General features: G+C 39.9%; 19 protein-coding genes and 1 pseudogene. 13 read left to right on the forward strand and 7 right to left on the reverse strand.

Features of this window, described 5'->3' with window-relative positions:
- The first annotated feature begins 24 nt into the window (after positions 1-24).
- From CWB72_RS14950 to CWB72_RS14970, 5 genes are all read left to right on the forward strand, one after another.
- Positions 25-729, forward strand: coding sequence for an ABC transporter ATP-binding protein (locus tag CWB72_RS14950; protein ID WP_138632969.1), 705 nt, complete (start codon positions 25-27; stop codon positions 727-729).
- Between the two features lie 2 nt (positions 730-731).
- Positions 732-2,045 (forward strand): ABC transporter permease, encoded by a 1,314-nt coding sequence (locus CWB72_RS14955; RefSeq protein ID WP_138632972.1) that lies wholly within the window; start codon positions 732-734, stop codon positions 2,043-2,045.
- A 9-nt stretch (positions 2,046-2,054) separates the two neighbouring features.
- Positions 2,055-3,263, forward strand: a complete 1,209-nt coding sequence (locus tag CWB72_RS14960; RefSeq protein ID WP_138632975.1) for an ABC transporter permease — start codon at positions 2,055-2,057, stop codon at positions 3,261-3,263.
- Positions 3,264-3,332: 69 nt separating this feature from the next.
- On the forward strand, positions 3,333-4,664 hold the full coding sequence (locus CWB72_RS14965) for a sigma-54-dependent transcriptional regulator (RefSeq protein ID WP_138632978.1): 1,332 nt from the start codon (positions 3,333-3,335) through the stop codon (positions 4,662-4,664).
- A 10-nt stretch (positions 4,665-4,674) separates the two neighbouring features.
- Positions 4,675-5,988, forward strand: a complete 1,314-nt coding sequence (locus CWB72_RS14970) for a sensor histidine kinase (RefSeq protein WP_138632981.1) — start codon at positions 4,675-4,677, stop codon at positions 5,986-5,988.
- A 13-nt stretch (positions 5,989-6,001) separates the two neighbouring features.
- Here CWB72_RS14970 and CWB72_RS14975 read toward each other — a convergent pair whose 3' ends face one another.
- Both CWB72_RS14975 and CWB72_RS14980 read right to left on the reverse strand, forming a co-directional pair.
- Positions 6,002-6,394, reverse strand: a complete 393-nt coding sequence (locus CWB72_RS14975) for a hypothetical protein (protein WP_138567488.1) — start codon at positions 6,392-6,394, stop codon at positions 6,002-6,004.
- The gene (locus CWB72_RS14980) at positions 6,391-6,696 is read right to left on the reverse strand and encodes a hypothetical protein (protein ID WP_138632984.1); all 306 of its coding nucleotides are present in this window, start codon (positions 6,694-6,696) and stop codon (positions 6,391-6,393) included. The genes CWB72_RS14975 and CWB72_RS14980 overlap by 4 nt, the downstream gene beginning before the upstream one ends.
- A gap of 143 nt (positions 6,697-6,839) precedes the next feature.
- On the opposite strand from CWB72_RS14980, the gene CWB72_RS14985 reads away from it, so the two are divergent.
- Positions 6,840-7,304 carry a TerB family tellurite resistance protein gene (locus tag CWB72_RS14985; protein WP_138632987.1) on the forward strand — a complete coding sequence of 155 codons (465 nt, stop codon included), beginning with the start codon at positions 6,840-6,842 and terminating at the stop codon, positions 7,302-7,304.
- A gap of 119 nt (positions 7,305-7,423) precedes the next feature.
- Here CWB72_RS14985 and CWB72_RS14990 read toward each other — a convergent pair whose 3' ends face one another.
- The 3 genes from CWB72_RS14990 to CWB72_RS15000 all read right to left on the reverse strand — a co-directional run bounded on the left by CWB72_RS14990 (position 7,424) and on the right by CWB72_RS15000 (position 9,217).
- A complete protein-coding gene (locus CWB72_RS14990; RefSeq protein WP_240700887.1) occupies positions 7,424-8,062 on the reverse strand; it encodes a 2OG-Fe(II) oxygenase in 639 nt (212 codons plus the stop codon).
- A gap of 101 nt (positions 8,063-8,163) precedes the next feature.
- Positions 8,164-8,628, reverse strand: coding sequence for a low molecular weight protein-tyrosine-phosphatase (locus CWB72_RS14995; RefSeq protein ID WP_171037325.1), 465 nt, complete (start codon positions 8,626-8,628; stop codon positions 8,164-8,166).
- 37 nt (positions 8,629-8,665) lie between these two features.
- Entirely contained in the window at positions 8,666-9,217 is a 552-nt protein-coding gene (locus CWB72_RS15000; RefSeq protein WP_138632993.1) for a TetR/AcrR family transcriptional regulator, read from the reverse strand.
- A gap of 84 nt (positions 9,218-9,301) precedes the next feature.
- Here CWB72_RS15000 and CWB72_RS15005 point away from each other — a divergent pair, with 84 nt between their 5' ends.
- From CWB72_RS15005 to CWB72_RS15025, 5 genes are all read left to right on the forward strand, one after another.
- Complete coding sequence (locus CWB72_RS15005; RefSeq protein WP_138632996.1) at positions 9,302-9,838, forward strand: dihydrofolate reductase family protein; 537 nt, start codon at positions 9,302-9,304, stop codon at positions 9,836-9,838.
- 138 nt (positions 9,839-9,976) lie between these two features.
- Positions 9,977-10,990 (forward strand): ACR3 family arsenite efflux transporter, encoded by a 1,014-nt coding sequence (arsB, locus tag CWB72_RS15010; RefSeq protein ID WP_138632999.1) that lies wholly within the window; start codon positions 9,977-9,979, stop codon positions 10,988-10,990.
- Between the two features lie 130 nt (positions 10,991-11,120).
- Positions 11,121-12,680 (forward strand): DEAD/DEAH box helicase, encoded by a 1,560-nt coding sequence (locus CWB72_RS15015; protein WP_138633003.1) that lies wholly within the window; start codon positions 11,121-11,123, stop codon positions 12,678-12,680.
- Positions 12,681-12,802: 122 nt separating this feature from the next.
- Positions 12,803-13,633, forward strand: a complete 831-nt coding sequence (locus tag CWB72_RS15020) for an HDOD domain-containing protein (RefSeq protein WP_138633006.1) — start codon at positions 12,803-12,805, stop codon at positions 13,631-13,633.
- A 78-nt stretch (positions 13,634-13,711) separates the two neighbouring features.
- Entirely contained in the window at positions 13,712-14,116 is a 405-nt protein-coding gene (locus CWB72_RS15025; protein WP_138633009.1) for a GFA family protein, read from the forward strand.
- A gap of 49 nt (positions 14,117-14,165) precedes the next feature.
- Here the strand turns inward: CWB72_RS15025 and CWB72_RS15030 are convergent, their stop codons facing one another.
- Positions 14,166-16,244: a TonB-dependent receptor gene (locus CWB72_RS15030; RefSeq protein WP_138633012.1), complete on the reverse strand. Its 2,079-nt coding sequence runs from the start codon at positions 16,242-16,244 to the stop codon at positions 14,166-14,168.
- A gap of 383 nt (positions 16,245-16,627) precedes the next feature.
- Between CWB72_RS15030 and CWB72_RS21155 the strand changes: the two are divergent.
- A pseudogene (locus tag CWB72_RS21155) lies at positions 16,628-16,696 on the forward strand (zinc-ribbon domain-containing protein); the annotation flags it as partial.
- A gap of 51 nt (positions 16,697-16,747) precedes the next feature.
- On the forward strand, positions 16,748-17,317 hold the full coding sequence (locus CWB72_RS15035; RefSeq protein WP_252371573.1) for a DUF3667 domain-containing protein: 570 nt from the start codon (positions 16,748-16,750) through the stop codon (positions 17,315-17,317).
- A gap of 78 nt (positions 17,318-17,395) precedes the next feature.
- Here the strand turns inward: CWB72_RS15035 and CWB72_RS15040 are convergent, their stop codons facing one another.
- Positions 17,396-17,965, reverse strand: coding sequence for a hypothetical protein (locus CWB72_RS15040; protein ID WP_138633015.1), 570 nt, complete (start codon positions 17,963-17,965; stop codon positions 17,396-17,398).
- Positions 17,966-18,066 lie beyond the last annotated feature (101 nt).

An 18,066-nucleotide genomic window follows, 5' to 3' on the forward strand; every position in this document is an offset into this window, starting at 1 on the left:
CAACAGAATAAAAAGGAAAATACTATGTTAAAAATGAACAATATCAGCAAGATGTATCAAACTGAAATGGTACAAACACATGCCCTTCGCGATTTTAATTTACACGTTGAAGAGGGAGAGTTTATTGCTGTAACAGGCCCATCTGGCTCAGGTAAAACGACCTTTCTGAATATTGCGGGTATGTTAGAGCCATTCACTGGCGGGGATTATTTATTAGATGGTATTGATGTTGGCAAGCTCAATGACAATCAACGTGCAGATTTACGTAACCAAAAGATTGGTTTTATCTTCCAAGGCTTTAATTTAATTCCAGATTTAAACTTATACGAAAATGTTGAAGTGCCACTACGTTATCGAGGGATCAAAGCGGCTGAGCGCAAGCGCAGGATTGAGCAGTGTTTAGAGCAAGTCGGCTTGGCAAGTCGCGCTAAACATTTACCACAGCAGCTATCTGGTGGTCAGCAACAACGTGTTGCTATCGCGCGTGCTTTAGCTGGTGATCCACGCTTTTTATTAGCGGATGAACCAACAGGTAACCTAGATAGCTTAATGGCGCGTCAAGTGATGGAACTCTTAGAGCAAATTAACCGTGATGGCGCGACCATTATTATGGTCACGCATGATGCAGAGCTCGCGCGTCGCGCACCGCGTAATATTCAAGTTGTAGATGGTCAACTTGCCGACTTCACACTATATCAAGGCAACCCTAACGTGGCTGTAGGAGCGTAATTATGTTTAGCCATTATATTGATTTAGGTTGGCGGAGTTTTAAACGCACACCTTTGGTTAGTTTGCTAATGGTACTGGCAATCGCTGTGGGTATAGGTATTACCATGACCAGTTTGTCTGTGTATCACATGATGTCAATGGACCCCATTCCAGATAAGAGTGACAAGCTATTTGCGGTACAATTACAAACCATAGATGAGGGACAGACTTGGTGGTCGCCAGATAATTTACCTTATCAGTTAACATATAAAGATACTGAAAGCTTATTAAAATCAGATTTGCCTTATAAGCGAGCAGCACTTATGGCAACTGGGTTTTCAGTTCATCTAAATTCAGACAAAGTTAAGCCTTTCCTTGAAGAAACGCGGGTTACTTCAAGAGACGCATTTAGCATGTTCAACTTGCCTTTCATTCATGGAGATGTATGGAGCCAGGAGCAAGAAGATAGTGCAGCTCCTGTGACCGTGATTTCTTCAAGTTTAAGCAAAAAACTATTCGGTTCTGAAAATGGTGTAGGTCAAACTCTCTACCTTGATGACTTAAGCGTTCAAGTTGTGGGGGTTATTAAAGACTGGCAGCTTCACGTGAAATATTATGATTTAAACAATGGCTCATTTAACGAACCTGAGCAGATTTTTATTCCTTTTTCGTTAATTAAAGCGCATGAAATAAATACTTGGGGTAACACCAATGGGTGGAAGCATGAACCGGTCAAAGTGTTTAACGATAAGCTACAATCTGAAAAGTTTTGGTTACAGTTTTGGGTTGAGTTGAACAATGAAACAGAAAAGCGTGCCTTTGAAGGTTACTTGGCAAACTACATTGCAGAGGAAAAGAAAACTGGCCGTTTCACCCGTGAACAAGCTGAATACAAATTAAGAGACGTTAATGAATGGATCAGCTACTGGGAAGTTGTAAATGAAGACAACAAAATCATGGTTGCATTGAGCTTTATGTTCTTAGCGGTTTGTTTGGCGAATATTCTTGGTTTGTTGTTAGCTAAATTCTTGCGCCGAGCACCTGAAGTCGGTGTAAGACGTGCTTTAGGAGCAAGTAAGAGACAGGTGTTTTTTCAGCATATTGTAGAAGTGGGCATGTTAGGTCTATTCGGCGGCGTAATAGGGATCATAGTGGCGCAGCTTGGCCTATTTGGTATTCGCCAAAGTCTGAGTTACTACGATTCATTGGCAAACATGGATATCAGTATGTTAATGACAGCGCCTATTATCGCAATTTTAGCATGTATTATTGCCGGACTTTATCCTGCTTGGGTTGTGTGTAACACCACGCCTGCCACTTACTTGAAAACACAATAGGAGCATAACATGTTAGAAATTAAACCTATTTTTAATGCTTTATTACGCTCTAAAGTGGGCGCGGTATTGTTGCTAATACAAATAGCCATTACGACCGCTATCGTCAGTAATGCGGCGTTTATCATTAAAGACCGATTAGATTACTTAAATCAACCTACGGGCTATGAAGAAGAAAACATTTTTAAGTTCAATGTAATGACTTTTGGCACCGATTTAGATCTCATTCAACAGGTTGAATTAGATGAAGCAAGCATTAGAGCACTACCTGGTGTGGTAGATGCGGTACAGATCAGTGCAATTCCATTATCAGGTGGTGGCTCCTCGACAGGATTTCGCTTAAAGCCAGTACCAGAAAAATCAAAATCAATTAACGCGAGTTATTTTGAAACGGATGAACATGGCTTAAACACATTAGGGGTAGAGTTAATCGCTGGGCGTAACTTTAACCAAGATGAAGTGATTTTAAACCGTGATTATAGTCAGTTCCCAAAAGTAGCATTGGCAACAAAGGCCTTACTGGATGAACTATTTCCTGACGAAGAAGGTTTGGGCAAAGTGATTTACATGGGCGATCAGCCTCTGAAAATAGTCGGCGTGATAGGCATGATGAAAGGTCCTTGGCTTAAACTTGAAGAGCGAAAAGATAGATCGGTTATTTTACCTATGGTCGACCCAGGCAAGTTACATCAATTTTTAGTTCGCACTGAGCCTGGTCAAAGAGCACATGTGATGAAACAAATTGAAGCACTGATGCATGATAATTACGCAAAACGAGTCATTCAGGATCTCACGGGACTTGACGAGAAAAAAGCTGATTATGTCGCTGAAGACAGGCTAATGATGCGTATGCTGGTAGTTTTAATCAGTGTATTAGTCTTAGTAACTGCTTTGGGAATATTCGGTTTAACCTTATTCAACATCAATAAGCGTACAAAACAAATTGGCACAAGAAGAGCACTTGGCGCGCGCAAGTCGACTATTATTCAATATTTTGTGGTAGAAAATGGCATTATTTGTATTGCCGGTTTAATACTGGGCGTGTGTGGCGCAGTATTACTTGGTCAACAACTGATGACCCATTATTCTGTGCCATTGTTATCAAATTGGTATATTGCGACAACTGCATTATTGGTCTTTGCTATGAGCATACTTGCGGTGATTGGGCCTGCTAGAAGAGCAGCTAATATTGCGCCAAGTATTGCAACTAGAACCATTTAAGTATCTTAAATAACTTCGTGCTACACTGGCACTCATACTGGTGTAGCACGAATAATAAAAAGAATATACATGGACAAAATACTCATCATTGACGATAACCAAGCAGTGCTCGATGCGTTGTCGTTATTGCTAGAAATACATGGCTATGATGTTGTTACAGCACACACTCCTTTTGAAGCAGAGCAAGTTGTGCGTTACCAACGGATTGCTTTAGCCATTCAAGATATGAATTTCACCGCTGACACTACTTCAGGCGAAGAAGGTAAACACCTTTTTTATTCTCTCAGATCACTTAATGCTCACCTGCCAATTATTTTAATTACCGCATGGACAGAACTTGAGACCGCTATTGAGCTCGTCAAAGCCGGTGCCGCAGATTATTTAGCTAAACCTTGGGACGATAACAAGCTAGTGACTTGTGTTGCTAACCTCATTGAACTAGGTAAGGCTAAGCAAGACAATGCTGTTTATAGCCGCCAACAAACTGAACGTCAATCAAGTCATGAAGAAGCTAATTTAGCAGGACTCATTTATGCTAGCACAGCGATGGAGCGTGTGGTTGATATGGCATTGCAGCTCGCCAAATCAGATGTGTCAGTGTTGATCACTGGACCTAACGGCAGTGGCAAAGAACGTATTGCAGAAATAGTCCAGTTAAACTCGGCACTAGTAGAGCAGCCATTTGTGAAAGTCAATGCAGGGGCATTACCCAGTGAGCTTATTGAAGCTGAATTATTTGGTGCAGAAGCTGGTGCCTATACAGGGGCAAATAAACAACGTATTGGCCGTTTTGAAGCAGCTGATGGTGGTACTTTGTTTTTGGATGAAATAGGTAACCTTCCTCCATCTGGGCAAATGAAATTATTACGAGTGCTGCAAACTGGTGAGTTTGAGCGCTTGGGCTCTGTACAAACACAGAAAGTAAATGTGCGTGTTATTTCAGCGACTAATGCGGACTTATTACAAGACATTAAAGCTGGGCGATTTAGAGAAGATTTATATTATCGGCTAAATGTAATTGAGCTGCGATTACCGCCTCTGAATGAACGCCAAGACGACATTATTCCTTTAATTAATTATTTTTTACCTAATCGAGAGTTTGGTATTGCAACTGAACAAGCACTAGTCAATTACCCTTGGCCTGGTAATGTGAGAGAGCTCGAAAATGCCTGTAAACGTGCTGGGGTATTAAAACCACAAGGTCAGTTAAACTTTACGGATTTTGGATTAGAAGATTCGGTTTCATCAAGCAAAAAGCAAGTAAATAAAGAGCCCGATAAGGCCGAGATAGAAGCTGCAATGCGAGAATATCATGGCGTAGTTGCAAAGGTTGCCAGGCATTTTGGTTTATCACGTCAAGCGCTTTATCGCCGCTTACAAAAGTTTGAAATAGATTATTAATAGTATAAATATGAATCTTTCAATTGACCGTTTAAGCACTAGGCATAAATTACAATTAGCTGTAATTACAAGCATTGTACTTGTTCTAACTCCCATTCTATTGCTACTTGGCGCGACTAGTATACAAAGCCTGATTAGCTTGGGCTTTGCAATATGTATAGGCTGGTTTGTCAGTGCGGTTTTAACTCAGTCGGTTAATTCAGGTATCCAAGCTTTAGAAACGGGCTTACTTAACTTTAAAGATGGTGAGTTCTCAAGTTTACTTGCTTACAGTGCCAATGATGAACTTGGTCGATTGTGTGATGTTTATAACCAAACTGCCGAGCAACTGAGACAAGAAAAACAATGGATCTATCAAAGAGAATTAATGCTCGATAAAGTACTGCAGTCGTCTCCACAGGCATTAGTTTTAATCGACAGTACAGATCATGTGGTCTTTAGCAACTATAGTGCAAAATTACTGTTTAATAGTGACTCTAAATTAGAAGGGTTGATGCGACACGCACTTTATCAATGTGCAGAAGAACAAGTTCGCCAAGCAATGGAGATGGGCCGAGATGGCTTGTTTCATTTAAAACAGGAGCAAGACGAAACACAGACCTGGCACCTTTCAACTGGCGAGTTCTTATTAAATAATCAACAGCATAAATTGTACATCTTTAAGCAACTCACGAGAGAGTTAAGTCGTCAAGAGGTGGCGGTTTGGAAGAAAGTGATACGTATAATTAGCCATGAATTAAATAACTCATTGGGACCAATGTCATCGATGTTACACAGTGGTCAATTACTTTCTAAAAACCTCGATGAGCCAAGGCTGGGGCGGGTCTTTTCAACAATGCAAGAACGCATAAGTCACCTCAATGAATTTGTTCAAGGTTATGGCAAGTTTGCCAAATTACCGAAACCTAAATTAGAGGTGATTGAATGGCAGGGCTTATTAGATAGTGTGCAGCAACAATGGCACTTCACATTGGGGGGATGTTTACCTCTCAAGTCATGTTATGCCGACAAAGTTCAGATTGAACAATTGTTGATTAATTTATTAAAAAATGCCCATGAATCTGGCTCAGCACAATCAGCTATCTGCGTTAAAGTCGAGCAAAAAGAAGCGGGTACATTGTTAAGTGTTGAAGATGCAGGAAAGGGCATGAATGAAGCTGTGATGGCGAATGCACTTATTCCTTTTTATTCTACAAAAGCCAGTGGAAGCGGTTTGGGGCTCGCGCTTTGTCGAGAAATCGCAGAAGCCCATCATGGTCAGTTGAGTTTGCATAACCGCGGGGATGGGCAAACGGGCTTGGTTGTTCAGGTGTTTATTCCTTGAAACGGGTTAAGGCTTACCTTTCTATGTCACTGAGCTCTGAGTCAGAGTCGATGTTCTTTTTTGTGGGCACTCTTTTGTTCAAATAAATACGCTTTTCAGTGGGTTTTTCAGTAATTACAATCCCTTTTTTTGCACATGCTTCCTTAAATTCTTTATAATATTTTTGCTGCTGTGTGTTTTCATCTAGTGTCGCAAGTGCACCAATTGTGGAGTAAATAAATGCGCCTGATATAATGCGTTCAGCTGAATTTAAGCGTCTAAAATCTGGATTTATTTTTTCTTTAATGACTTGTTTGTACACATAATCGCATTCTTCAACATAAACCTCTTGGTACTTTTGACCACTCATACAGGCAGTGAGAAAAAGTGGAGTAATGACAGTCACTGTAAATCTGCTTGGTTTCATGAATTGTCTCCTTGATTATGATCTTTGCAGTCAGAGGGTTTTTCAAGCCAATACACTGTATTAGAAATAACCACGATACTACCTGACACCACAAAGCTGGCCGCAGTCACTAAACCATAGCTGGCCATTAACAGTGCACACGCCTCGTTTGAGCAGTTTGCCATCGGGACGGCTTTTTCGAGGGCTAAGACCTTCTTTTTACGCATGACATTGCATTTGGTATCATATTGGTGTGCATTTTCTGGCACATAGACACAGCCGGTTAATAAAATGAGTAAAGCGACGGTAAAAAATGCTTTCATTTTCATCCATGTAATCAGTATTTATAAAGGGGTTAGATTAAACCCAAGAGCAAAGAAATACTGTAAGAAAATGTTTGTGATCTGATCTATTTCCTGAAACAAGGATATAATCAAAAATATACTTAAAGATTAGAGATGCCACTTTGTTTAAAAAACTCAAAGCTTTATTAACTGAATTTAGTAATGAATTAACTCAAACTAATCAACTTGAAAGTGTTATAGATTTTAATACAGGGCTGGCCGCATTACTGGTTGAGGTGATGCGTGCTGATAGCAAGATTGAGCTGACTGAGCTTGAAAAGATCGCAGAAATCTTAAAAGCACAATGTGAACTTGATCAAAGCCAAGTTGATGCCTTAATTGAAAAAGTGCGCCCTATGGTAGAAGAAGCGCTAGATCTGCACCAATTTGTAAAAGAAGTGAATGCAAAAACGACTTATGAAGAGCGAATTGAAGTCATCGAGTTACTTTGGCATGTTGCCTTTGCAGACGGCCACCTTGATGATTATGAAGACCATATCATTCGTAAAATATCGAGCTTGATGTATGTTGCGCATGTTGATTTTGTTGGTGCCAAAATACGTGTAAAAGAAAGTATAGAGTTATAAATAACTACATTAGTACGAATATAAAGTGGGCCTGTTTGTTCAGTTGTTCGGTCAGTAAAAAATAAAAAAGCGCCATTTTCATTATCGCGCTTTTTTGTTGTGTTGAATTCTGACTCAACTTACCTTGGCGGGTCAATTTGACCATTTACACTGTTATTGACCCTAAACCAACCAGCAATTGAAAAGCGTACAGCCTTAGCAGGCAATACCTCATGAGGAAATTCGTCACTGAGAAAAGTCACAAGGGTGCCAAAATTTGGCGTAACACGGGTAAGCTCTTTATCGTGATCTTCACCGTCATAAATGACCAACTCTCCGCCATTTTCGGCTTGCCAGTCAGGGTTTAAATACAACACAGTAGAAAGTAACCGGTTGGTTTGGCCCTTGAATGCATCAAGGTGTTTTTTGTAAAAAGCACCAGGCTGGTAGTGCGCAAAATGACATTCGTAGCTAAATAGTCCCATGAATAAACGCTTATTCATGTAGGCTTTTAACTCATCCATATAGTCTAGAAAGCAACCTTCAAGTGCGTTGCTGTTATCTAACCAATGAATTTTGTCACTGCGAATGGTTTCATTCTTTTGATGATCATCTTTGCGACCGATGCCTGCTTCATCAAACGTGTCAAAGTCAAACTCAGCAAGACGAGATTTTAGCGCTTGAAGCGCAGGTGTTTCTTGGTCTAGCGTTTGAATGCTGTAGCCTGTAAATTGCAAGTCTTGGGCAATGTTGGCAAAGAGTTCAGTATTATTGGTCACAAATTTGCTCATCTAAAAACAGTTTGGCTGCGTTGTACCACAGAAATATACCTTAGACGAGCATGAAATTTGATTTTATTGCGCTGGCTTAAGTTTTAACGCTATTTTTGTGTTTCTTTAATCGTTGCTAATAGTTTGTCTGAGGCATTTTCAATCAAATCTAACACCAGTTCAAAGCCATCGCCTGCACCGTAATAAGGATCGGGCACTTCATCGTATTGGCTATTAGCGAAACTTAAAAATAGCTTAAGTTTGTGTTGATGTTCATTAGGGCAACTTTCTTGAAGATCAGCTAAGTTTTGCTTGTCAGCCGCTAATATCAAATCGAACTCTGTAAAATCACTTTGCTTAACCTTGCGAGAATATTGGCCCTTAAAGCTGTATCCTCTTTTTTCACCCGCTTTCATTGAACGGCTATCGGGTTTCTCTCCACTGTGATAACCAATGGTGCCTGCAGAATCTATGGTTAGATCTAAGCCTAGTGCTTTAGCTTTGTGCTTTAGTACAGCTTCACCGGTTGGCGAGCGACAAATGTTACCCATGCAAACAACTAGAATTTTTGAAATATCTGTGTTCATTGAAGCTTCTCCCTAATCAAGTTATTTATTCTAAAGCCATTGTTTTACAAATAAAAGTAACTGGTTGCTCTATCATCTCAAGGTTTAGTTCATCTCGGTTGGGGTTGCACTCTATAGCAAGGGCAAAGCCATGCAAATAATCAACGAGCAAATGCAGTGCTGTTTGTTGTGTGTCTGTATTTAAATCTAGTGACTCAGTAATACGCTCGAAACGTGCTGCGAAGACCTCGGCTGGGCCAATCATTTTACTGCTGAGTAAGGTTTGTAAAAGCCCGCGATACTTATCAAGTATCGCTAAATAGCTTTTGCTTAATTCGAAAATTTCTTGTTGCCAATGCAGTGATTGTGGGTCATGAATTTCGTTGATCAATGACACAGTGACAGCTTCGAGCAATGCATCTTTGTTTTTAAAGTAATGGTAAATGGCCATGGCATCGACATTTAATGCAGCTGCCAAAGATCGAATGCTTGGTGGCTTGCCTTTTTCAAGCATGAGTTGCTTTGCTTTGTCGATGATAATGTCTTGGCTTAACTGTTTTTGTAGAGGGCGGCCTCTTTTTGTTTGCTTGACACTCATCAAAATATCCCCAAACATACAAGTAATTCTACGTTGTAGAATTTTAATCAGATTTTAAGTTTTTTACAAGTTAAAGGGTGAGTGATGACAAACACAGTATATATAGCAACCAGTCTCGATGGTTTTATTGCAGACAAAAACAACCAAGTAGATTGGTTACATCAAGTGCCAAACCCAACTGGCGATGATTGTGGTTTTTCTGAATTTATACAGGGCATAGACGCGTTAGTGATGGGCCGAAATACATTGGAAATGGTATTGAGTTTTGACTGTGATTGGCCGTATTCAAAGCCCGTGTTTGTATTAAGCAATACGCTACAGCAAGTACCAGAAAAGTTGAACGATAAGGTGTTTCTAGTCGAAGGTGAGTTAAAAGATGTCGTCGATAGTTTGAATAAGCAAGGGTTCACAAACCTTTATATTGATGGCGGTAAAACCATTCAAGGGTTTCTTCAACAAGATTTAATTGATGAGTTAATCATAACGACTATTCCTGTCCTACTCGGAGGCGGTATTCCACTTTTTGGAGAACTCAAAGCACCACTCAAGTTTAAGCATGTGAAAGCCAATCGGTATTTGGATTGCTTAGTTCAAAATCATTTCATCCGCGCGGACTATTAATATTTAAAGTTAGAATCTTAGGTATATGAAATCCCATATATCTATTTGGGTTTGATTGGCTTAGAATATATGAAAATTCATATGTTCTTGTTTGGCACTGTTTGACACAAGAATGAGCCAGTTAAAAGTGAGAAAAGTATGGGGCTATTTGAGCGTTATTTATCTGTTTGGGTTGGGCTAAGTATCTTAGTTGGCGTGATTGCTGGCAACTTTATGCCTGACGCCTTTGCAGTCGTTGCAGGTTTAGAGTTTTTTCACGTCAATTTAGTCGTTGCTTTGCTCATTTGGGTGATGATCTTTCCTATGATGGTGCAAGTCGACTTTGCAGCCATTAAAGATGTCGGCAAAAAACCAAAAGGGATCATCCTTACCTTGGTACTTAATTGGCTGATCAAACCTTTCACAATGGCTTTACTAGGCTGGCTGTTTTTTAAAGTCTTTTTTGCGTCTATGGTTGACCCCCAAAGTGCAAACGAGTACATCGCAGGCATGATTTTATTGGGTGTTGCGCCCTGTACTGCGATGGTGTTTGTATGGAGCCAACTTACCAAAGGGGATGCAAACTATACGCTTGTGCAGGTGTCGGTGAACGACATTATCATGGCATTTGCGTTTGCGCCGATCACCGCGCTTTTGTTAGGGGTGAGCGACATTACAGTCCCTTGGGAAACGTTGATTATCTCAGTCATGCTGTATGTTTTGATCCCCTTGGCTGTAGGTTTTGCTTTTAGACGCTTTTTACTGAAACAGCAGGGTGAAGCGCAGTTAAACCGCTTTCTTGCTGGTATTAAGCCATTCTCTGTTATTGGTTTGTTAGGCACAGTGGTACTGCTATTTGGCTTTCAAGCACAAACGATTATTGAACAGCCTCAAGTCATTGGCTTAATTGCTATTCCGCTACTTATTCAAACTTATGGTATTTTTGCTTTGGCGTATTGGCTAGCTAAAAAGCTAAAGTTACCTCATAACATTGCCGCCCCCGCATGTATGATCAGTACTTCTAACTTTTTTGAACTGGCAGTTGCAGTAGCTATTTCAATGTTCGGCCTGCATTCGGGCGCTGCGCTTGCAACTGTGGTGGGCGTATTGGTCGAAGTACCCGTGATGTTAAGTCTGGTTTGGTTTGCAAATAAAACGCGCCATTGGTTTTAAAAGTTTTAGAGCACTAGGAAGTCGATTTCAGGTGTTCAGAGTCTATACTGCTTGAATAATCCACATTCTCTTTTTGCTAAATTAGCTGCGATCCGGTACCCTGCATCGCCTTACAAATTTGAGTAAATATATGCAATTTTCTGATCTCGCTTTATCCCAAAATATTCTTCAAGCTTTAACCGATAAAGGTTATACCCAACCAACTCCTATTCAAGCACAAGCTATTCCTGCCGTTTTAGAGGGCAGAGATGTGATGGCTGCCGCACAAACGGGCACAGGAAAAACGGCGGGCTTTACATTGCCTATGCTTGAACTACTTAGTAAAGGGGATAAAGCCAGAGCGAATCAAGTACGTGCATTGGTATTAACACCGACACGCGAGCTTGCTGATCAGGTTTGGCAGAATGTTGAAACTTACTCTCAGCATTTAAATCTGTCGACACAGGTTGTGTATGGTGGGGTGAAAATTAATCCGCAAATGATGAAGTTGCGTCGTGGTGCAGATATCTTGGTCGCAACGCCAGGCCGATTACTGGATTTATTCCAGCAAAATGCTATTAAATTCGACAGATTAGAGCTATTTGTATTAGACGAAGCCGATCGCATGTTAGACATGGGCTTTATCCACGACATTAAGCGCGTTATTAAACTGCTTCCTAAAAGTCGTCAAAACTTAATGTTTTCTGCGACTTTCTCTGATGAAATTCGTGAACTGGCAAAAGGCCTTATCAACGATCCGGTTGAGATTTCAGTGGCGCCAGCGAACAGCACAGTGAAAAGCATTGAACAAAGCGTTTATGAGGTTGATAGAAGTAAACGTACTGGGTTACTTAAGCATTTAGTGAAAACTCATAACTGGCAACAAGTACTTGTATTTACTCGTACTAAGCACGGTGCCAACCGTTTGGTTCGCGATTTAGAAAAAGCAAAAATTGCGGCAGCAGCTATTCATGGTAACAAGAGTCAAAACGCGCGTATGAAAGCCCTTTCGGGTTTTAAAGAGGGTGAAGTTAGAGTGCTGGTGGCAACTGACATTGTTGCACGCGGTTTAGACATTCAAGAGCTACCTAATGTAGTGAATTTCGATTTACCAAACGTATATGAAGATTATGTGCATCGAATTGGCCGTACTGGTCGTGCAGGCGCAACCGGTGAGGCTGTATCGTTTGTAACACATGAAGATGCCAATGATTTATTTGGCATTGAACGGCTCATTCAAGAGCTTATTCCGCGTAAAATTGAGCCGGGTTTTGAGCCGCAAAACTCAGTGCCAGAGTCTAAGCTAGATACACGTCCGCTGAAAAAGAAAAAGCCTAAGAAGCCGAAAAAACCTAAACAAATGGATGGTGAGCAGGAGAAAGCTTCTGCTGACAATCAGCAGAATAAAGCTAATTCAACTTCTAGTAACAAACCTAGATCAAAGCCTAAGTCACGAGGCAATCGCGCTGAAGGTGATAAATCGAACGCAAATAAATCGCGTAGAAATAAGCCTAACTCGGGAAATCGCAAACCACAAAATGGCAATAACAAGCCGAGTGGTCAAGGGCAACGCAGTGAACAAGGGAAGGCAAATAACTCGAATCGCTCAAATAATAGTAATCGCCCAAGCAGTGGTGGTCGTTCGAGAAATGGCAGCAATGATAGTGCGAACAAACCGAAAAGAAGCAGTTACAGAAATACACGTGGTTGATGTAAATTCACACTAAAGCATTTTGTTAGTTATTTGAATCAAGGCCTATACTTTTAGTATGGGCTTTGTTTTGAGGGTGCTATACGACGAATGCGCTAGCAAAACAAATAGACAACATTCCTATGTTGCCTAGTGTGATCACTCAACTCTTATCTTTATCTGTGAATGATCCAGACTATTTCAATAAAGTGATTCATCTTGCAGAGTCAGATCCCACATTTGCACTACGTACAATAAAGTTAAGCAATAGCGCTTTATTTGGTTCACATCAACCCATAGCCAATATTCATGATGCAGTTATCCGGATAGGCATCGATCAGATCCAAAACCTACTAGCTTCCATAGCAGTGACGAAGGTATTTGTACCAGTCACAGAATCTGAAAAAAGGCTCTGGCAGCACTCCTTAGAAGTGGCTTGTTTAGCTAGGTTAATTGCCAGTCATTTGAATGAGTGCAATATTAAGCCTGAACAAGCGTATTTGGCGGGCTTACTTCATGATTTGGGTTTGTTTCTTCGCTTTCAAGAAAGCCAAGAACAATTTAACCATATTGATGACTATGTTTGGTCAACACCAGCGCAGCATGTTGAGGCTGAAAAGCACTTATTTAAAGAATCGCACGCTAATTTATCTGAGTTAATTTGCCTTCAATGGGGGGGTCCTACACTTATTTCGAATGTAGTTGCAGATCATCATCATTATGAATTGGCTGAACAGAAGAAAAGCACGAAAGAAACGTTACATCTTATTAGGGTGATTCAATTGGCCGACCTGTATAGTAAAATGGTGTACAATATGCAATGTGTGACAAAGAAAACTGTCATACAAGAAATAAAAGAAATACCGGCTTTAGCCAATTGGGCCAGAGCGCACCTTAATTCAATAAAAGCTCTGGATGATGGAAAGGCTGCGCTTGAGCAAGCGCATGAGTTATATAATCAGCTTTTAAACTAACTTTTGGTTTTGCTTTGCATAAATTCTCTTTATGATAACTTGCGTTAAGTTTTAGCGATTTTTTAAAGAGAGGTAAAGATGTATCAAGGAAGCTGCTTATGTGGGACGGTTAAAATTGAAGTAGGGCAGATCAGCTCGATCATTCATTGTCATTGCTCTCTATGTCGAAAATCAAGCGGTACTGCATTTGCTACCAATGGATTTGTTAATGCGAGTGAATTTATAATTACCTCTGGTGCTGAAAACTTAAGTTTTTATGAGATGAAACCTGGTCGTAAAAGGCATTTTTGTAAAACTTGTGCATCCCCTATTTATAGTTCAAATGAAGCTGATCTGAGCCGTTACCGATTAAGGCTAGGTATTTTAGATTCAGACATAACAGAGCGGCCAATCTCACATAACTTCGTTACATCTAAAGCCTGTTGGGATAGCTTAAATGAAAAGCTGCCACATTATGAGGCGCATGAGCCAAATAGAAAGTAGGATCTTAAAAGTAAAACCAGAAGCGCAATGCTTCTGCTTTCATAAAATGTTAAAAAGCCACTTTTACTTCAAATCGCGCGGTACGCTCATCACCGATAGTGACATTATTCAAGCCACCGCCAGCTAGATAATCTTCATTCAAGATGTTTTCTATATTGAATCTAAAGTCAACGTTTTGGTTTGCAAGTTGAGTACTATAAGTTGCTCCAACATCGACACGATAGTAAGCGTCTTTAGTCACAGAGTTGTCAGCGTCAGCGCATCGCTCACCTTGATAAATTAAGCCAGCATTAAATGCAAATGCGTTGTTTAATTCATAACGCGACCATAAAGAAGCCGACCATTTAGGTGCATCAACAGGTGTTTTACCTTGATACTTTTCATCACGTTCATAACTTGCATCAAGGTACATGGTTGATGCCATTAAGAATAGCGTATCGCTTAAAGCCCCTTGCGCAGATAACTCAACCCCTTTGTGGCGTTGTAAGCCAGCCTGAGTTGTGATCGTGTCAAAGTCAGGATTATCTGAAAGGACTTCAGTAACTAGCACGCCACTTTTTTCAATATCAAATAGGGCACTTTCTACTAATAACCTTTCTGTTACCTGCCACTTAAAGCCAAGTTCTAATTGCGTTGAGCTGATTGCATCTAGCGCCATACCATGGTTCATATCAGTTTCGTCGTTAAGCGTTTCGCTCGATTGAGGCTGAAAACCTTCAGAGTAATTGGCATAAACTGTGGCGTTCGAATTAGGGTGAAATAACACCCCAAATTTTGGTACGAACGATTCACTGTTGGCATTTTCTTTATTTTGTTTATCGAAGCGACCACCAAGTGCAACCTGCCATTGCTCATTAAAGGTCATTAGATCTTGGAAATAGATGCCGTAGAAATCATATTCACTGGTGTAAAGTGAATCGTCGGTAGTGTAACTAATGTCTGGGCGCATAGGCTCTGCTTCGCCTGGCGTATAAACAATTGTTTCACCTTTGGTGCGGAGTTGGCCATAATAATAATCAAGGCTATTAGCACCAATTAGTAGACTATGTTGTACAGAGCCTGTTTGAACTTCACCTTTAATATCAAAGTAAGCTGTTTTAAATTGCCAATCATCATATCTGTCATAAGGGTTTGATTCATAACTGTTACCAGCACTGTAGTCGCTCGGTTTTTTAGGTGCTGATTCAAATCGTTGACGGCTAAAATCTTGTTCGTTATAGCCTAATGTAACTAGCCAGTTATCAGTAACTTGGTAATCAATTTTAGTTCCAATATTGTTTACTTCAATATCAGTAAATGCCCAAGAAAAATCATAAATGTCTTGTTTGTCACCAATGACTTTGCCTGAGCTGTCGAGCCAAGCGCCCGTATCTAACCCAGCTTTGTCATTGGTTTGGTCATAGTAAGCACTAACAACTAAGTTGTCAGAAATTTCGTAATCTACAGCTAAGTAGCCTAAGAAGCGATCGCGCTCTCTATTTTCGCCATTGACATATTGACGGTCAAAAATAACATCTTGTTTTACTAGTACACCGCGGTAGGCCAGTTTATCAGTTAAACGGTTGCTTGCATCAAGAGTAAAGCGAGTAGAGCCATGCTGATCTGTATCAGCACTGACATTGAATAGTGGGCTATAAGTTGGCTTTTTAGTCACCATATTGACTAAACCGCCTGGTGCAGATTGTCCATAAAGCACACTTGAAGGGCCTTTAATTACCTCAACTTGCTGTAAAGTCTCAATGGGTTGCTGGTAATGTGACCAGTGTTGGTGACCATCACGTAGGTAGCTGTTTGATGAACTGAGTTCAAAGCCTCGGGCATTAAACACTTCTCGATTTCGTTGTTTTGAGCCAGGTGATAAGCTTGCATCGTTGCTTAATACTTCACCTAACGTTGTTGCTAATTGTTCACCAATGATATTGTCGGGGATCACTTTCACAGATTGAGGTGTTTCAAGCAATGATGCATTGGTGCGCATCGCGCCGGATGCATCATCTACTTTATAGTTATTAAAATAACTGCCAGTGACTTCTATTACTTCAAGTTTTTTCTCTTCTGCAGCCTGGGCTGTGGATACAAAAGTAACTAATGCGGCGCAAATTGCTTGGCTTACTGGACTGATTTTCATTGATACCTCAAGGACGTCTTCAAAATAGCGCACATTATTATGCAAGTAATTCTCATTTGAAATTGCAAATGACATTTATTTACAATTGTTTGCAATAATTGCGATATTTTATTGGGTGAGAATAAATGTTTGATTGAAATTTATTCAGAAATGGTAGGATATTGATGGAATTGATTGTTTCACATAATTTTCAACAGTTGAGCGTTCAAGTTGGAGCCTTAAAAAATATTAAGATAGAGAAGTGATTTTGTCTCAGTGTTTAGATTGAACCAAGGCGTTAACTCAGATAGTGTTTGAACCATTAAAGTCGATTTTGCAATAAATAACCCAGTGGTTGCTCAGCAAGCGCTTTGTTGTTTGTATTTAATGAATGAATTATTAATATGGAATTTAATTGTAAAAATTGCCAAACAACTTTGGTTGAAGGTAGTAAGTTTTGCCCACACTGTGGACAAAGTATCAAATCAATAAGGCAACCACTTATTCCTTTTATAAGAGAATCTGTGCATGAATTGTTAGACATTGATGGCAGGTTGTCTCGAACGCTCAAAACCCTTTTCACTAAACCTGGTTTAGCTTCATACGAGTATGATCAGGGAATGCGTGCCAAATATACGCCACCTCTTAGGTTGTACTTGGTTGTTAGTGTGATCTTTTTCTTATTATTTTCGACATTTCAGCAGTTTTTTATTGTCGCAGAAGATTACTCGGCTTCTTCTTTAGATTTGTATTCTAAAGCGATGTTTATCTTGTTCCCACTATTTGCATTTTACGTAAAGGCACTTTACCCAAGCAGTTACATGGTGGGTAATATCGTGTTTTCTTTACATATTCATACCATGAGTTATTTCGTCTTAATTTTAATGGGACCACTCGAGGTATTAGAGCAAAAGCATACTGCTTTCCTCATTCTGCAAGCGCCTATTCTGGTATATGCACTGTGGTATTTTATAAAAGCATTTAAGACCATGTATCAGGCTTCATGGTGGGTGACAATCTTAAAATCAGGCGTTATTTATTTGGTATATATGGCAAGTATGGGGGTGATGTTCGATGTAGTGTTAGTTAAGTAAAACTTGTTGAACAGATAAATTTTACGATTGCTTTGTATTATCATAAAAAAGCAGCTAGTTTCCTAGCTGCATAATAGATTAAAGGTTTGTAGAAGATTTAGCGTTTGCTAACTGAACAAATTGAGGGTTAGAAACTAAGTCTTTAATTAGATTCTGAACAGCTGGCACAAATGCTTGTGCAACTTGCTGGCAAGCCTTATCTGCTACCCAATTTGTCGAGAACTCATAAACAGATTTTAAGTTGACAGTTTGATTTTCGTTTGACGAAACTTTAGCCTCAAAAACCCATTTTCCGCTACCAATTTGTGAATTGAAATCAATCTTTTCGAAGTAGCCATCAATTACTATCGGTGCATTTTCTGAATATAACCCTGAAAGCTTAAGCTCTGAAACTAAAGCATCCTTTATATAAGATTCAAAAGTTGTACCGTCTGAAACTGCAACTGGGCCAGCTCCGCGACACTGGATTTTTGATAAACCTGGCTTTGAGGCTGTAAAGTCATTTACTGATACTTGCACGCCATCGAACTTTTTAAGCTGTTCGACATTACTAGCTGAAATTCCATAGTTATTCACAGAATATGTTGAACAACCTGCTAGGTAAACAGATGCAAGCGCTACTGAAAGTAGCTTTAGAGACTTTTTCATTAATTGTCCTTGTTATTTTTATAAATTATACATTTTGCAGCTAAAGTTTAGATGCAATATGTATAGTAACACTGTTTCTTTATTGTTAACAGTTTGGGTTT

It is taken from the genome of Pseudoalteromonas phenolica, from assembly GCF_005886345.1.
Classification (GTDB): domain Bacteria; phylum Pseudomonadota; class Gammaproteobacteria; order Enterobacterales; family Alteromonadaceae; genus Pseudoalteromonas; species Pseudoalteromonas phenolica_A.

Coding starts and splice junctions, on each gene's coding strand:
- CWB72_RS14950 (WP_138632969.1), top strand. CDS start 25: ATGTTAAAAATGAACAATATCAGCAAGATGTATCAAACTGAAATGGTA.
- CWB72_RS14955 (WP_138632972.1), top strand. CDS start 732: ATGTTTAGCCATTATATTGATTTAGGTTGGCGGAGTTTTAAACGCACA.
- CWB72_RS14960 (WP_138632975.1), top strand. CDS start 2,055: ATGTTAGAAATTAAACCTATTTTTAATGCTTTATTACGCTCTAAAGTG.
- CWB72_RS14965 (WP_138632978.1), top strand. CDS start 3,333: ATGGACAAAATACTCATCATTGACGATAACCAAGCAGTGCTCGATGCG.
- CWB72_RS14970 (WP_138632981.1), top strand. CDS start 4,675: ATGAATCTTTCAATTGACCGTTTAAGCACTAGGCATAAATTACAATTA.
- CWB72_RS14975 (WP_138567488.1), bottom strand. CDS start 6,394: ATGAAACCAAGCAGATTTACAGTGACTGTCATTACTCCACTTTTTCTC.
- CWB72_RS14980 (WP_138632984.1), bottom strand. CDS start 6,696: ATGAAAGCATTTTTTACCGTCGCTTTACTCATTTTATTAACCGGCTGT.
- CWB72_RS15000 (WP_138632993.1), bottom strand. CDS start 9,217: ATGAGTGTCAAGCAAACAAAAAGAGGCCGCCCTCTACAAAAACAGTTA.
- CWB72_RS15005 (WP_138632996.1), top strand. CDS start 9,302: ATGACAAACACAGTATATATAGCAACCAGTCTCGATGGTTTTATTGCA.
- arsB (WP_138632999.1), top strand. CDS start 9,977: ATGGGGCTATTTGAGCGTTATTTATCTGTTTGGGTTGGGCTAAGTATC.
- CWB72_RS15015 (WP_138633003.1), top strand. CDS start 11,121: ATGCAATTTTCTGATCTCGCTTTATCCCAAAATATTCTTCAAGCTTTA.
- CWB72_RS15020 (WP_138633006.1), top strand. CDS start 12,803: ATGTTGCCTAGTGTGATCACTCAACTCTTATCTTTATCTGTGAATGAT.
- CWB72_RS15025 (WP_138633009.1), top strand. CDS start 13,712: ATGTATCAAGGAAGCTGCTTATGTGGGACGGTTAAAATTGAAGTAGGG.
- CWB72_RS15030 (WP_138633012.1), bottom strand. CDS start 16,244: ATGAAAATCAGTCCAGTAAGCCAAGCAATTTGCGCCGCATTAGTTACT.
- CWB72_RS15040 (WP_138633015.1), bottom strand. CDS start 17,965: ATGAAAAAGTCTCTAAAGCTACTTTCAGTAGCGCTTGCATCTGTTTAC.